This window comes from Streptomyces asiaticus (assembly GCF_018138715.1).
GTDB lineage: Bacteria > Actinomycetota > Actinomycetes > Streptomycetales > Streptomycetaceae > Streptomyces > Streptomyces asiaticus.
The window spans coordinates 291237-306020 of sequence record NZ_JAGSHX010000001.1 but is presented as its reverse complement, the minus strand read 5'-3'; the positions used below and the strand labels follow the sequence as shown (position 1 = coordinate 306020).

At 71.0% G+C, this 14784-nt stretch carries 14 protein-coding genes and 2 pseudogenes; 7 read left to right on the top strand and 9 right to left on the bottom strand.

Translation table 11 applies throughout. From position 1 onward, the window contains the following. Together KHP12_RS00820 and KHP12_RS00815 are read left to right on the top strand one after the other, a co-directional pair. Positions 1 to 534, top strand: coding sequence for a ferritin-like domain-containing protein (locus KHP12_RS00820; RefSeq protein ID WP_086881696.1), 534 nt, complete (start codon positions 1 to 3; stop codon positions 532 to 534). Positions 535 to 554: 20 nt separating this feature from the next. Continuing rightward, entirely contained in the window at positions 555 to 1262 is a 708-nt protein-coding gene (locus KHP12_RS00815; RefSeq protein ID WP_211831244.1) for a pentapeptide repeat-containing protein, read from the top strand. Here the strand turns inward: KHP12_RS00815 and KHP12_RS00810 are convergent. After that, complete coding sequence (locus KHP12_RS00810) at positions 1220 to 1564, bottom strand: hypothetical protein (RefSeq protein WP_211831243.1); 345 nt, start codon at positions 1562 to 1564, stop codon at positions 1220 to 1222. The two genes, KHP12_RS00815 and KHP12_RS00810, sit on opposite strands and share 43 nt — an antisense overlap. Positions 1565 to 1816: 252 nt before the next feature. Here KHP12_RS00810 and KHP12_RS00805 point away from each other — a divergent pair, with 252 nt between their 5' ends. Continuing rightward, entirely contained in the window at positions 1817 to 2683 is an 867-nt protein-coding gene (locus tag KHP12_RS00805) for an AraC family transcriptional regulator (protein WP_086881693.1), read from the top strand. Between the two features lie 63 nt (positions 2684 to 2746). Here KHP12_RS00805 and KHP12_RS00800 read toward each other — a convergent pair whose 3' ends face one another. Together KHP12_RS00800 and KHP12_RS00795 are read right to left on the bottom strand one after the other, a co-directional pair. Then, entirely contained in the window at positions 2747 to 4183 is a 1437-nt protein-coding gene (locus tag KHP12_RS00800; protein ID WP_211831242.1) for an APC family permease, read from the bottom strand. Further along, the gene (locus KHP12_RS00795; protein WP_086881691.1) at positions 4177 to 4980 is read right to left on the bottom strand and encodes a carbon-nitrogen hydrolase family protein; all 804 of its coding nucleotides are present in this window, start codon (positions 4978 to 4980) and stop codon (positions 4177 to 4179) included. The genes KHP12_RS00800 and KHP12_RS00795 overlap by 7 nt, the downstream gene beginning before the upstream one ends. A 159-nt stretch (positions 4981 to 5139) precedes the next feature. On the opposite strand from KHP12_RS00795, the gene KHP12_RS00790 reads away from it, so the two are divergent. The 3 genes from KHP12_RS00790 to KHP12_RS00780 all read left to right on the top strand — a co-directional run bounded on the left by KHP12_RS00790 (position 5140) and on the right by KHP12_RS00780 (position 9065). Further along, positions 5140 to 5901, top strand: a complete 762-nt coding sequence (locus KHP12_RS00790) for a FadR/GntR family transcriptional regulator (RefSeq protein ID WP_208652983.1) — start codon at positions 5140 to 5142, stop codon at positions 5899 to 5901. 298 nt (positions 5902 to 6199) lie between these two features. Continuing rightward, the gene (locus tag KHP12_RS00785) at positions 6200 to 7480 is read left to right on the top strand and encodes a YeeE/YedE family protein (protein ID WP_086881689.1); all 1281 of its coding nucleotides are present in this window, start codon (positions 6200 to 6202) and stop codon (positions 7478 to 7480) included. Between the two features lie 154 nt (positions 7481 to 7634). Next, a complete protein-coding gene (locus tag KHP12_RS00780; RefSeq protein ID WP_211831241.1) occupies positions 7635 to 9065 on the top strand; it encodes a DUF3616 domain-containing protein in 1431 nt (476 codons plus the stop codon). A 50-nt stretch (positions 9066 to 9115) separates the two neighbouring features. Here KHP12_RS00780 and KHP12_RS00775 read toward each other — a convergent pair whose 3' ends face one another. Beyond that, on the bottom strand, positions 9116 to 9904 hold the full coding sequence (locus KHP12_RS00775; RefSeq protein ID WP_211831240.1) for a hydrolase: 789 nt from the start codon (positions 9902 to 9904) through the stop codon (positions 9116 to 9118). A gap of 318 nt (positions 9905 to 10222) precedes the next feature. Between KHP12_RS00775 and KHP12_RS00770 the strand changes: the two genes are divergently transcribed. Then, the gene (locus KHP12_RS00770) at positions 10223 to 10630 is read left to right on the top strand and encodes a RidA family protein (RefSeq protein ID WP_086883291.1); all 408 of its coding nucleotides are present in this window, start codon (positions 10223 to 10225) and stop codon (positions 10628 to 10630) included. A 67-nt stretch (positions 10631 to 10697) separates the two neighbouring features. Here KHP12_RS00770 and KHP12_RS00765 read toward each other — a convergent pair whose 3' ends face one another. The 5 genes and pseudogenes from KHP12_RS00765 to KHP12_RS00745 form a co-directional block, all read right to left on the bottom strand. Beyond that, complete coding sequence (locus KHP12_RS00765) at positions 10698 to 11078, bottom strand: winged helix-turn-helix transcriptional regulator (RefSeq protein ID WP_086883290.1); 381 nt, start codon at positions 11076 to 11078, stop codon at positions 10698 to 10700. Between the two features lie 65 nt (positions 11079 to 11143). After that, a pseudogene (locus KHP12_RS00760) lies at positions 11144 to 11906 on the bottom strand (alpha/beta fold hydrolase). A gap of 211 nt (positions 11907 to 12117) precedes the next feature. Next, positions 12118 to 12183 (bottom strand): annotated as a pseudogene (locus KHP12_RS53125) (TetR/AcrR family transcriptional regulator); the annotation flags it as partial. Between the two features lie 118 nt (positions 12184 to 12301). Beyond that, complete coding sequence (locus KHP12_RS00750; RefSeq protein ID WP_086883289.1) at positions 12302 to 13306, bottom strand: ACP S-malonyltransferase; 1005 nt, start codon at positions 13304 to 13306, stop codon at positions 12302 to 12304. Then, entirely contained in the window at positions 13303 to 14739 is a 1437-nt protein-coding gene (locus tag KHP12_RS00745) for a class I adenylate-forming enzyme family protein (protein ID WP_086883288.1), read from the bottom strand. The genes KHP12_RS00750 and KHP12_RS00745 overlap by 4 nt, the downstream gene beginning before the upstream one ends. Positions 14740 to 14784 lie beyond the last annotated feature (45 nt).

Below are 14784 nucleotides of genomic sequence, written 5' to 3'. Positions count from 1 at the left end.
ATGAGCGACGACTTCGTACTGGACGTGACCAGGATCCGCGACGACGCCCGCCGGAAGATGGCGGCGGGCCCGGTGACGGACGCCTACGGTCTGGACAAGAACCGGGTCATCGGCATCCTCAACGACGTCATCGCGACCGAGGTGGTGTGCTGGCTGCGCTACACCCGCCACGCCATCTCGGCCAGCGGCATCGACCGCGCCCAAGTGTCCTCGGAGTTCACCGAGCACGCGAAGGAGGAGATGCAGCACGCGCTGCGCGCCGCGGAACGCGTCTCGCAGCTCGGCGGCGACCCCGACTTCGACCCCGCCTCGCTGACCCAGCGCGCCCACACCGACTACACCACCCCGGCCGACAATGACCTCAAGGCGATGCTGGAGCACAATCTGCTCGCCGAGCGCATCGTGATCATCAGCTATCAGGAGATCATCCGCTGGCTGGGCGAACACGACCCGACCACCCGCCGGCTGATGGAGTCGATCCTGGAGGAAGAGGAGGAGCACGCCGACGATCTGGTGGATCTGATCGGCGTCTGACATCCGTGATGGGTCGGCCCATGACCACGCGGTGGCCCCGCTCGCTCTCCTGCCTCCTCGTGACCGCCCTGTCCTCGGCCCTGCTCGCCGGGTGCGGGAAGGACGACGCCCATGGCCGGAGCTGTTCCGGCCGCACGGGCAGGGATCTCTCCAGTCGCACCGTGGCCGGTGGCGACCTGTGGCAGAAGAAGCTGCGGTGCGTGAATCTCGAACGGTCCACGCTGACCGGACTGGTGTCCGAGGCCAATCTGCGGCGCGGCAATCTCTACGCGGCACGGCTGGCCGCGGTGTCGCTGGAGAACGTCGATCTGCGCGGCGCCGACCTCCGGCGGGCGGACCTCACCTCCGCCACCCTCTCGCAGGTCGATCTGCGCGGCGCCGATCTGCGCGGCGCCAGGCTCGGCAGGGGTCTGCTCACCGATGTCAGCTTCGAGGGCGCACGGCTGGACGACGTGTATCTGCGGGCGGCCTCCCTCACCCATGTCGGCCTCAACGGAGCGGATCTGAGCAGCGCCGATCTGGCCGGAGCCACGGTGTCCGACTCCGATCTCCGCGGCGCGCGGCTGCGGGATGCCGATATCTCGACCACGAGTTGGGAGAACGTCCTCTGCCCGGACGGCTCCCGGTCGAGCGCACGGGTCTCCTGCGCCGACCATCTGGACCGGGCGGCGGACCGGGCCTCGGGTCAGCTTCCCCCGCCGTCGGCCGCCTTGCCGGTCTCCCCCTGAGAGGTCTTCCGGGCGGCGCTGTGCGCCTGCTCGAGGCCCTTCATATAGGCGTCCAGATAGTCGGCGTCCGACAGCCGGGCGCAGGGTGCGGGGGCGGGGTGGGAGCGGACGGCTCCGCCCTTGTGGGCGGCGGCCCGGTCGGCGATGGCATCGACACAGGCCCGGGTGGTCTCGGCCTTCTCGGCGGCGGCCGGGGTGCCGCTCGGGGTGCTCTTGTCACGCACGTCACCGCCGGTGGAACAGCCGGTCAGGAGCAGGGTGATGGCGATGACTGCCGCGGCTTGGACGGTGCGGGTGCCCATGTTTCTCCCAGGTGCGTGGATGGTGGGGTGCATCATGCGGCGTGGCGGCGGCGAAGTGGGAGAGTCGTGTATGCGTTGTGATGAAACGGTGACCGAACGGACCTACGGATGAACCCCAGCCGGATCCCGGGCAAAGCGATGGCCGGCACGGTCGGTGACGGACCGCCATACCCGACCGGACCGGGCACAGGATGTCGGGTCCGGCAGGGCGCCGGCTTCCTAACGTGATCAGCGTCAAGGAAGGAGACCGAGGTGCTGGAGCGGCTGAACGAGGCCCTGGACCACATCGATTCGCGGCTGGACCAGCGGATCCAGGTGTCCGAGCTGGCGCGGATCGCGATGACGTCGGAGTACCACTTCCGGCGGCTGTTCTCCGCGCTGGCGGGGATCTCGCTGTCGGAGTACATCCGGCGCAGACGGCTCACCCTCGCGGGGGCCGAGGTGCTCGCCGGGGAACGGACGCTCCTGGAGATCGCGGTGCGCTACGGCTACGGCTCGGGGGAGGCGTTCGCACGGGCGTTCCGGGCCATGCACGGGGTGGGCCCGGGTGAGGCCCGGCGGGCGGGTGCCTCGCTGAGCTCCCAGCCGCGGATGTCCTTCCGCCTCATCGTCGAAGGGAGCAGCAGTATGCGATACCGGGTCGTGGAGAAGGAGCGGTTCCAGGTGGTCGGCAAGAAGGTCCGTGTTCCGCTCGTGCACGAGGGGGTGAATCCGGCGATCGCGGAGTTCATCCGGGGGCTCGGCCAGGAGACGATACGGCGGATCGCCGCTCTGTCCGATCAGGAGCCGGAGGGGATTCTGGGGGTGAGCGACAACCTCGACCCGAGCCGGGCCGAGGGAACCGAACTCGACTACTACCACGGGGTGGTGACCGGGGCCGCCGCCCCGGAGGACCTGGACGCGCTCACCGTCCCGGCGGGGGCATGGGCCGTCTTCGAGAACTCCGGGCCGTTCCCGCAGGCGCTCCAGTACCTGTGGCGGGACGTCTTCACGCAGTGGTTCCCGTCCAACCCGTACCAGAGCAGGCCGGGTCCGGAGATCCTGCGCACCCGGCTGTCGCAGGACGGGGCGCGGGCGGACGCGGAGCTGTGGATCCCCGTGGAGCGGACCGCGGTCTGACGGACCGTACCGTGGTCCGGTCCGGCCGCCCGTGCCTCGCCCGGGCGGCCGGACCAGGGGGCCTCACATGCGCTCCCGCGCGCCGCGGTCCCCTCGGACCAGGCCCGCGACGAGCGCGAGGAGGGGAATGACACCGAGGACGACGCTCGCGCCCACACCGACGCCGGTGACGAGGGTGAAGTTGGAGAACACCAGCCACAGCGCGGTCAGCAGTCCGGCGACGGCCAGCACCGGCGCGATCCGGGTCTGCCAGGCCCTGCCCGCGGCGAGCCGGGGGTCGCGCGCGAAGAAGGCGACCACGGCGATGGACGTGATGAGCATGAGCAGGATCATGCCGACCGTCGCCACCCCCGCCATGGAGCCGAAGACGCCCACCAGCGGATCCAGTCCGGCGACCGCGCAGCACACGACCAGGACCAGCGCGGTGACGGTCTGGACGACCGAGGAGACCGACGGCGAGTGGTGGCGCGGATGGACGACGCCCAGCCGCGCGGGGAGGAGGTCCTTGCGGGCGAGGGTGAAGGTGTAGCGGGCGATGACGTTGTGGAAGGAGAGCACACAGGCGAAGAGGCTGCTGAGCAGCAGCACCTGCATCACGTCCCGCAGCGCGGTGCCGACGTAGGCCTGGGCGGTGTCCATGAGCATGTTGCCCTGCCCGTCCAGGGTCTTCTGGGCCACGGCCGGGGCGTCATCGGTGCCCGCCGCCAGGACCAGCGCCCAGCAGGACAGCGTGTAGAACCCACCGATGATCAGGACGGCGAGGTAGGTGGCCCGGGGGATGGTCCGCTCCGGGTCGCGGGCCTCGTCCCGGAAGACGGCGGTGGCCTCGAAGCCGATGAATCCGGTGATGGCGAAGAGCACGGCCACGCCCAGCGGTCCGGAGAGGGCCGCGTGCGGGGTGAACGACTCGGCGTTGACACGGTGGGCGCCGCCCCGGGTGAAGATCCCGGCGTCCAGGACGAGCACCACCGCGATCTCCAGGACGAGTGCCACACCGAGGACCTTGGAGCTGAGGTCGATATGGCGGTAGCCGAGGAGGGCCACGATGCCGAGCGCCGCCAGCGCCCACACCCACCAGGGCAGGGACGGCCCGCCGAAGGTGTGGAGGACATCGTTCACGGCCCATCCCAGATAGCCGTAGACGCCGACCTGGATCGCCGTGTACGCGACGAGCGCGACGGCGGCCGTGCCCACTCCGACCCGGTCCCCCAGGCCGCGGGTGGCGTACGCGTAGAAGGCCCCGGCCTGCGGAACGTGGGGCGTCATGGTGACGAAGCCGACCGCGAACACCAGCAGGATCAGCGAGGCGAGGGCGAAGCCGACGGGGGCTCCGGCGCCGGGGCCGCCGGCGATGGCGAGCGGGACGTTGCCACCGACCACCGTGAGGGGCGCGGCGGCGGCGATCACCATGAAGACGATGGCACCGGTGCCGAGCCGCCCCGAGAGATTCGTCGTGGTCTGTTGCGGGGTGGATGCGTGCACTTCGGGGTCGGTCAGCATGACGGGTCCTTGGTGGCGCGGGCGGACGGGGTGAAGAGGTCTGGCCGGAGGTCGGCCAGATACGGATTGGCCTTGCGCGCTTTCCGGACCGTGTGCGGTTCCACGGTGGCGAAGAGCAGCCGGTTGCCGTGTTCGACGCTGTCCAGCACGGTCGCCGACGGGCTCACGATGGAGCTGCGGCCGACGTAGCGCAGTGAACCCTCGTCGCCGTCATGATTGACGTAGGCGATGTAGATCTGGTTTTCCCAGGCGCGCACCCTCAGCAGGTGCTCGGCGATGAACTCGTACGGTTGCATCTGGGCGGTCGGGACCGCGACGAGGTCCGCGCCGGCGAGGGCGGCGGCCCGTACGTTCTCGGGGAACTCCACGTCGTAGCAGATCAGCATCGCGATCCGGACGCCCGCGTAGTCGATGACGGGAGCGGTCCGGTCGCCCGGTGTGAAGCACCTGCGGTCGAGATCGCCGAAGAGATGGGTCTTGCGGTGGCGGCCGAGGATCGCTCCGGCCGGGTCGATGAAGAAGGCGCTGTTGTAGCAGGCGCCGTCGTCGTGCTCGGGGGCTCCGAGGACGAGCGCGATGCCGTGGGCGGCGGCGATCTCCTGGGCCGGGGAGAGCAGATCGGTGCGGGCCAGGTCCCGAACGGCGTCGCCGATGTCGTAGCCGGTGATGAACAGCTCGGTGGTGATCAGGAGTTCGGCGCCTTCGGCACGGGCCCGGCGGCACGCCGCGTCCAGTTCGCGGAGGTTGGCGGCGACATCGCCGGGCGTTCCCGCCGTCTGGAGTCCGGAGATCTTCATCAGTGCCTTCGACAGTGGGTGTCCTGGGGGTGAATTCGAGCCATGAAAACATGCTCACTTTGATCAGGTAAACCCCCGGAGGTCACGGTTCCGCAAAGCGCCGGGCTCCGTACGAGGACCGTGGGGAGGGCCCTTGGGCAGGATGCCTACGCTGAGGGAATGGCGACCCAGGAACCGTCCGGCGCACCGAGCGCCCTGACCAGCAGCGCCCTCGCCGCGATCCGCCGCACCAGCGCCGTCGACACCGTACGGGCCCGGATCTCGCTGGCGGTGGACCTGGGCCTGCTGGCGCCCGGCGAGCGGCTGCCCAACGTGCAGGCCACGGCCGCGGCGCTCGGGGTCGGCGAGATCACCGTCCGCCGGGCCCTCGGCGCCCTGGAGCGCGAGGGAGTCGTCCAGCGGCGCCCGGGGCGTACGGGCGGCACCTTCATCGTGGAGCGGCCCCGCCGCCGCACCGTGGCGCAGGTCGCCGCGTACCGGGAGGACAGCGATCGGGTGCACCGGCTGATCGACGAGCGCATCGTGCTGGAGGCCGGTTTCGCGCAGCTGGCCGCCGAGCGCATCGGCCGGCCGGGGCTCGACCGGCTGGACGAGTGCATCCGGGAGATGGACGCGGCCGAGAGCTGGGCCGAGTTCCACGCCGGCGACAGGCGGTTCCACCTGGCCCTGGCCGAGGGCGCCGGGCTGCCCTCCGCGCTGGGGATGTACGAGCGGGTCACCGGAGAGCTGTACGCGTACTTCCTGCCGTATCCGCTGGACTACCTCCGCCGCAGCAACGAGCAGCACAAGGCCATCAGGGCCGCCCTCGCCGCGCGGGACGCCGCCTCGGCGGCCGCCCTCCTCCGGGACCATGTGGCGGAGCTGCACCACTCGATGTACGTCGGCCTCGCGGACACCGCCGAGCGGGGCGAGGACGGCTGACCCGAGGCCATCGGTGTCCGTGGCCGAATCTGTGGCTGACTCCACAGATCACATGGTGAGACCGGGGTCCAATTCCTGAAACCCGGACCATATCCTGGAGTGCATGTCCGCACCCGCCCGTCTGCTCAGTCTCGCGCTGTTCGCGAGCTCGGCGTGGTGCGTCGACGACGGCCTCTGTCGCCGCTGAGCCGGAACCGGCCGGTTTCCCCCACCGCGCGCCGCCGCCTCGGCGCCGCGCCGTCCGGCCGGGCCCTCCCGCCCAGCGTCATCCCTCTCTCCTCATCTCCGGAGTCCGCACGTGACCACCGCCCCGCCCGCCGATGCGGCGAAGACCGCCGCACTGCTGTCCCCCTCCCCCACCTCCGTGCCGCGGCCGGAGGCACCCGCCGCGCCACCGGTGCGGCCGGTGCCGCTCGCCGTGTCCGGACTGCTCGCCGCGGCGCTGACCGCGTACGTATGGTCCGCCCACGGGGCCAAGCCCGGCGTCCTGCTGCTGCTCGGCCTCGCCCTGGGCGTCGCCCTCTTCCACTCCCGCTTCGGCTTCACCTCCGCCTGGCGGCAGCTGGTGGCCGTCGGCAACGGCACCGGGCTGCGCGCCCACGCCCTGCTACTGGGCACGACGGCCACGCTGTTCGCCCTGCTCATCGGGACGAAGACCGGACTGTTCGGCTCCGTGCCGGCGCCCTCGGGCGGACCGCTGGGGCTCGGGCTGCTGATCGGCTCGTTCCTCTTCGCCGTCGGCATGCAGCTCGGTGGGGCCTGCGCCTCCGGCACCCTCTTCGCGGTCGGCTCGGGGCAGACGTCGATCGTGCTCACACTGGGCGGCTTCATCGCCGGCGCCACCCTGGCCGCCTGGCAGTTCGACCTGTGGAAGGACCTGCCCTCGCTGGAGCCGGTGGTCATGGCGGACCACATCGGCTGGTTCGGCTCGTGGGCGGTGACCATCCTCGTGCTCGTCGCCATCGTCCTGGTCAGCCGGCGCGTCCAGGCCCGCCGCAACCCGCCGCCGATCGGTCCGGTGCCCTCCGCGCGCGGTGCCGCCGCGCGTGTGCTGCGCGGCTCCTGGCCGCTGGCGGTCGGCGCGCTGGCGCTGGCCGTGCTGGGCGCCGGTGTGCTGCTGGTCTCCGGTGGCGCGTGGGGCGTCACCAGCGCCTTCAGCCTGTGGGGCGCGGAGCTGGTGCGCGCGCTCGGCGGCCATCCGGAGAGCTGGAGCTGGTGGCAGCAGCCCGGGAACAAGGAGATGCTCGCGGGGCCCGTGCTCGCCGACAAGACCAGCCTCACCGACATCGGCATCATGATCGGCGCGGCGGTCGCCGCGGCGCTCGGCGGCACCTGGACCCTGCACCGCGGGGTGCCGTGGCGCACGGCGACCGCGGCGGTGCTCGGCGGGGTGCTGATGGGCATCGGTGCCCGGTTCGCGGGCGGCTGCAACATCGGCGCCTACCTCGCGGGCATCGCCTCCGGCAGCCTGCACGGCTGGGTCTGGGGCGCCTTCGCCCTCCTCGGCACCTGGGCCGGGCTGAAGCTGCGGCCGCTCTTCGGACTCGGGAACCCGAAGCCGGGCGACGGCGTCTGCTGACGGCGGCGACCGGTGGGCGGGAGGCGAGGGAGTCCACGGGCCGTGAGCGGTACATGTTCGGTGATCGTTCATGCTCACGCCATATAGATGATCCATCGTCAGGGCGGTGCGCCGGTCCGCCGACCGGCCCCGCAGCCGACGAAGGGTACTCACGATGGTCCCGTCCCATGCCGCTCCCCCGCGCCGCACCCGCCGGGTCCTCCCCGCCGCCGCGCTGGCGCTCGCGGCCGGTGCCGTGACGCTGTCCGCGCTCCCGGGCTCCGCGGTGGCCGGGAGCGCGGGCTACGGCACGCCGACCATCAAGCTCGCCGCCTCGTACCTGTCCGGCGCCGTCGGCGCCACCGGCGACCCGACGGTGACCGTGAGGGTCGGTCAGAGCGGTGCCGACACGGGCGCGCTCACCGTGTCCGCCACCGCCACCACCCACGGCTCGGTCGCCCGGGCCGGGGACGTCACGGTGAGCGGCACCGGCGCCACCCGCGAGGTGGCCGTACGGGCGCGCGGCAAGGGCTACACCGACCTCACCCTCAAGGTGACCGGCCTCGGCGGCAAGAGCGCCACCACCACCCTGCACTACGCGGCCTCCGGCGCCGTGCGGAACGCCGCCGACACCCGCTACCTGACCGGCTCCAGCGACTCCTCCGCCGCCGTGGACGTCGGCGGCGGCTATATGGTCGTCGCCGACGACGAGTCCAACGTCCTGCGCCTGTACCGGCGCGACGCGTCCGGCGCGCCGGTGCGCACCTGGGACGTCGGCTCCGACCTGGACGTCGGCAAGGAGATCGACATCGAGGGCGCGGCCCGCGTCGGCGGCACCATCTACTGGACCGGCTCACTGGGCAACAACAAGGACGGTGAGCCGAAGGAGGACCGCTTCACCCTCTTCACCACCACCGTCTCCGGTTCGGGCGCCGACACGGACCTCGAGGTCGACGGCTCGTACCAGGGTCTGCGCGACGACCTGGTGGACTGGGACAAGGCCAACGGCGACCGGCTCGGCTTCGCCAAGGGCACCGCGGACGGCCAGGTGCCCAAGCAGATCGACGGATTCAACGTCGAGGGCCTGGAGTTCGCGCCCGGCTCCGGATCCACCGCGTACATCGGCTTCCGGGCCCCGCTGGTGCCGCCCGCCGACGGCGGCAAGGCGCTGCTGGTCCCGGTCACCAACGCCGACGAGCTGGCCCGGTCCGTCGGCGACAAGGACACCCACGCCACCTTCGGCGACCCGATCACCCTCGACCTCGGGGGCCTGAGCGTCCGCGACATCCGCCGCGACGACAAGGGCCAGTACCTGATCGTGGCCGGTTCCTGGGCGGCCGAGGACAACAGCGCCCCGTACGCGCTCTACTCCTGGGACGGCGTCCCCGGGCACCAGCCGGTCAAGCGGCTCGACCTGCCGACGGCCGACCCGGGCGGCTGGGAGATCGTGGTGGACGTGCCCGACCTCGCGGCGCCCGGCGCCCGCGCCCAGGTCATCACCGACGGGGGCTCGGCCGACCTGTACGGGGACGGCACCGAGGCCAAGGATCTGGAGCACGACGAGTGGAAGAAGTCCCGGTCGGTCAGCTTCCCCCTGAACCCCTGAACCCCTGAGCCCCTGAGCCGACCGGGAGCCCCCGCCCCCCTGACGGCTCTTCAGCAGCCGATCCGCGTGGTGCCCACGGCCACGTCGTCGTACCAGAGGGTGTCTTCGCCCTCGCCGTAGCTCTCCCAGCCCAGCCGCAGATCGGCCGGGGCGGGCCGCCACCCGCCCCGGTTCAGCCACTGCTGGTCGACGTCCTGGGTCGGGGTGCCGTCGACCACCAGGCCGGTGACGAGCCCGCCGTTCACCCAGGTGTCCAGGCGGCCCGCGGTGCGGTCGAGGCGGAACTCCAGACAGGTCCAGGTGTTGACGGGCAGAGGGGTACTGAGCGCGACGCCCGCCGGGCTCTGGGCGGGGAGGGTGGCGTCGTCCGACTCGCGGTTCCACTGGAGCGCCTTGTTCTGGCCGCCCATGCGCAGGTCCTTGCCGTTGTCGTTGGCGTCGCGCAGCGCGCCGAACGTGACGTGCTGGGCGGGCAGCGCGGTGGTGTGGCGGACCCAGAAGCGGGCGTAGAGATCGCCGCCGGACGGCACACCGGACAGCGAGGTGCCGGCGAAGGCGTGGTTGCAGTACCCCGCCTTGCCGGTGATCCGCACCGACTTGGTGCCGCCGTGAGCCATTGTGGTGTCCACGGTGGCGGTGCCGGTGCCCGAGCAGTTGGCGACGGCCGTGGTCCAGCGGCCCGCGGGAGTGGTCCCGGTCTGGGACTCGAAGTCCTCGCAGAAGCCGTTGGCGGCACAGGCCGCCGGTCGTGCCGAGGCCCGTGGCGCGGCCGGGGCGGCCAGCGCCACCGCCACGGCCACCGCGGCGACGGCCAGGGCGCGGTGTGGTGTGGAGGTCATGGGAGATCCTTCGGCTGGTCGGGAGGATCGGGAGCACTTGGAGCGAGCTTGGGAGCGCGAGAGCTTGGGAGCGCTCCCATATATCTCTCGCACTGTAGCCCGTACATGACAAGCCCGGAAGGCCGGATGTCCGCGCGACCGGCACCCCAGCCGCTTCGCCCGTCGGTCACCAAAAGGTTCCTCAGTCACCGAAAAGTGCGTTCTTCCCTGCCAGAGGCCACTCTCCTACGGTTTCCGAGTAACCACGAGAGAGCGCGGGCTCTTGGGTTCCGTGACAGCGAGCGAGCCCGTGGGCCCCATCACGAGAAGGCAGGCAGCATGGCCATCACCCTGGTAAACCCCAGCGGATTGCCGGAGATCGACGCGTACCGACAGGTGTCGATCGCGACCGGGTCGAGGCTGATCCACATCGCCGGGCAGGTGGCCTGGGACGCCGATGGGGTCACGGTCGGCGAAGGCGATCTCGCCGCTCAGGTCGAGCGGTGCTACCTCAACATCGCCACCGCCCTGGCCGAGGTCGGTGGCTCCTTCGACGACGTGGCGAAGCTGACCGTCTACGTCGTCGACTGGACCCCCGACAAGATGCCCCAGTTCCTGCAGGGCGCCGCTCGGGCGGCCGCGAAGCTGGGGGCCACCCCGGTCCCGCCGGGCACGCTGCTGGGCGTCGCGGCGCTGGACGTACCCGAGCACCTGGTCGAGATCGAGGCCACCGCGGTCCTCGACTGAGCGTGGCCGTGCGGTGGCCCCACCACTCGTGGGGCCACCGCGCGGCTCGGGTGAGTGCTCCGCTCGTTCAGGCGTCGAAGCGGCGGCGGGACTCCTCGATATGACCGAGGTACGTATGCGTCCAGCCGCACATCCCGTCGACCGTCGCACGCAGGGCCCGGCCCGCTTCGGTCAGGGTGTATTCGACCCGTGGCGGCACGGTGGGGTGCACCTTCCGCCCGACCAGGCCGTTGCGCTCCAGCATGCGCAGGTTCTGGGTGAGCATCTTGTGGCTGATGCCCTCGACCTCGTTCCGCAACTCGCTGAAGCGCAGGGTGCGTTCACCGAGGAACTCGATGATCAGGAACGCCCACTTGTTGGCGACATCCGCGAAGATCTCCCGCGCCAACGAGTCCGCGCGCATCAGATCGGCGTCCTCGGGCGAGCCCGTGTACTGCTTGGTCCCCATAAGGTCACTCTCCTACAGCTCCCGAGTCACCACAAGAGAGCGCAGACCCGGGGAGCCGACTCGGGTCAGGTGAGCCGGTCGTTCAGGAACGTCAGCAGTACGTCGGCCACCTCGTCCGGCACCTCCTCGGCGAGGTCGTGTCCGGCCTCGAAGACATGGCCGGTGACGTCGTGGGCGAGGAGCCGCATCTGGGCCTCGTTCCGGTCGCCGATGAACGCGTCGCCACCGAGCGCCAGCACCGGGATGTCCAGCTTGGTCCGCGCCGCCTCGCGGTTCTGTTCGGCGTCGACGAGCATCGCCCGACGGACCGCCAGCATCGAGCGGATGCCGCCGGGCATGGAGTAGCGGCTGGAAGTAGAAGCCCAGATGCCACAGGAACATCCCGCCCGAGACGTTCTCGCGGGTCAGGGCGGTGTGGTCCTCGAAGCCGAATCCGGGCAGCAACGCCTCGGCGAACACCAGGGCCTCGACGTGATCGCGGTGCCAGGCGGCGAGCTGATAGCCGACCACCGCTCCTCAGTCCTCGCCCATCACGGTGTAGGTGTCGTGCCCGAGGTGGGCCATCAGCGCGGCGATGTCGTCGCTCATCGTGGCGCAGTCGAAGCCGTCCGCGGGGCGGGCGGAGTCGCCCAGACCACGGAGGTCCGGTACGACGACGGTGTGCCGCGTCGTCAGCTTCGGGACCAGGTGCCGCCAGTGATAGCCGGTCTTGGGCACGCCGTGCAGCAGTACCACCACCGGGCCGGAGCCGGCCGTTCGGTAGTGCAGCTTCGTCCCGTTGACGGCGGCGCGGCCGGTGCGGACAGGTACTCCTCGATGGTCGGAAATTCGAGGTGCTGCGGTCGCGCTGGTCCGCGCCCGCGCATGACAGCACTTTCAGGCCACTGTTGGGCGAGGCCAGCATGGTGGCCGCGGACCTCGGATCGACGCCGGGGGCCAGCTCGCCCTCCGCGCGGGCCCGCAGCAGCGCACCGTAGAGCGCGGCCAGATACAGTCCGCGCTTGGACCCGAAGGTCCCGTACAGACTTGCCCGCGCGATGCCCAGCTCGTCCACCAGGTCGCTGGTGGACGTCCCCTCGTAGCCATTGCGCCAGAACAGCCGCATCGCGGCGTCCAGCGCGACCTCCGGATCGAATTCCTTCCTCCGTGCCATACCGGCACGCTAACCCTTTTGATCGATCAGTCGATGACCCAGAGGGCGCTGCCCGGGGGCAGCGCCTCCGTCACCGCCTCGCCCGGCGGGCACTCCTCTGCCGGACCCGCGGGCGCATCGCCTTGCGGGCGTCGATGGCCACGACCTCGAAGTTGTCCACGGTGCGGTTCACCCGGCCGAAGAGGTTGTCCGGACCCGAGATGCAGACCTTGGTGATGCCCTGCCCCTGCATCGTCTCCACCATGTCCGGCCAGCGGATGGGGCAGTTGAAGGTGTCGAGCAGCATGGTGCGCACCCCCTCCGCGTCGGTCAGCAGCGCGCCGTTCTGGTCCGCGACGACCGGGAGCTTGGGGTCGGCCACCTCGAAGGTGCCGAGGACCTCCTCCTCCGCCTTGCGACGCAGGGCGCCGAACGCCGGGGCGTGCACGGGCGGCCACATCGTGTACATGTTGTAGCCGCCGAGCTCGCCGATCCGCTTCTTGAACCGGTCGAGCACCGGCTCGCGCAGGGACACGAGGTAGAAGCCCTGGTCGATGTAGCCGGAGACGTCGTGCCACTCCCCCTCGGCGTCCAGTTCGGCCAGCGCCTCCCGAAGCCGCTCCTCGGGAGTGTGGATCACGCAGTGGGTGACCGCCTCACGGTGCTCCTGCCGGAAGTACTCCTCCTCGCAGCGCGCCAGTTCGGCGGTGAGCCGCACGGTCTCCTCGAACGGCAGGGCCCCCGCGTAGGTCACCGCGGCACGCTGGCCGAAGCTCGGGCCGGCGCACAGCTCGGGCCGCTCCCCCAGCGTCTCCTCCGCCCAGTCGGCGAGGGAGAGACACACCGTCAGGAAGGCGATCTGGGTGTGCGCGGCGTACTGCGCCTCCTCGTCGGCGTCCGACTGGCGGTACCGGTCGAACACGGAGTACCCCACCACCTCGTCGGCGATCGCGAGCCGGCGCCGGGCATGGGGGTTGGTCAGCAGGAACTCGCCCACGTCGGTGAAGCGGAAGGGCCCCATCCCAGGGAAGACCATCGCCGTACGGCCGGTCTGCGGCTCTGTCGCCTGCGGCTCGGTGGTCTGCTGCTCCGTCATGCCTTCGCTCCCGGCGCCAGGTCGAGGGCCAGCTGCTCGAGCTGTCGTTTGTCGGGCTTGCCGTTGCGGTTCAGGGGGAATCGCTCCAGGACGTGAATGCGGTTGGGGTGCTCGAAGTCGGGCAGCAGGGAGGTGATCGGCTCCCGCCAGTACCGCGGCTCGCGCTGCTGCTCGTCCTCGACGAAGAAGAGGAGCTGGCAGCCGCGCTGTTCGTCGGGGACGGGGACCACCTTGACGAGGCAGCCGCCCGCGGCCAGCTTGTGCTCGATGATCTCGGGGTAGAGCGTGTGGCCGTTGCGGTGCACCGCGGCCTTCCGGCCGAGGACGAAGAGGTTGTCCCCGCCGTCCAGATAGCCGAAGTCGCCGGTGGGGTACCAGTCGGTCTTGGCCGGGTCGACGGGGGCGACCGTGCCGTCCTCCGCGAGATAGCCCTCCATCAGGTCGGGCGAGTGGACCTGGATCTCCCCGACCTCGCCGGAGGCGAGCACGGCGCCCTCGTCGTCGACGATCCGCAGCTTCAGGCCCTCGACGGCCCGCCCACAGGCGACCACGTTGTCCTCGGTCGCGAAGGCCACGTTCCCGGCCTCGGTGCTGCCGTAGCTGTCCAGCAGGGGCAGTCCGAACCGCTTGACGTAGTCGGCGACCAGACCGGGGTCCAGCGGGGCCGCCCCGCTGCAGAACATGCGGACGCCGGACAGCTCGTCCGCCAGGGCGGGCTTGCGGCCGATCATGTTGAGCATGCTGCGGTAGCTGGCCGGGGTGGCGTCGACCACCGTGGCCCCGCAGGTGCCCGCCATGGTCATCGCCCGGTCCAGCCGCCGGTAGGGCGCGATGACCAGCGAGCACTTGACCAGCCAGGCGATGAGCACCATGGACAGCCCGTACTGGTGGGAGAAGGGCAGCAGCGGCAGCAGGACGTCATCGGGGCGGTGGCCCACCTGCTGGGCGTTGCGCTCCAGGTTCTTGAGGAACTTCGCCCCGGTCTTGACGACGCCCTTGGGCTCCCCGGTGGATCCGGAGGACCACATGATCAGGCCGTCGGGCAGCTCGCGCCAGGTGTCGAGGGACAGCCGCCGCTCGGCGGGGGTCTGCTCCATGGACGCCACGAGCAGCTCGTAGATGGTGACCCGGACCGGGCCGCTCTCGGGCATGGGGGTGTCGTCGTCGACCACGCAGATCTTGACCCCGGCCTGGTCGCAGATGCGCTGGGTGGCCTCCGCCCGCTCCTGGTGGTCGACCATGACGATCGACGCGCCGGTGTGCATCAGGGCGAGGAGGGCCCCGACATAGCCGGCGGAGTTGCCCGCCTTCAGCATGACCCGGGTGCCGTCGCTGACTCCGCGCTCGCGGAGCGCTTCGGCGATGGCCAGGGCCCTCTGTTCGAACTCGGGAAGCGAATACACCGCTTCCGTCGCAAAGACCTTTGCGGTCATCGGGTTTCACTGTGCCTTTCTTCTTCTTGAAGTCTCTTGGGGTGA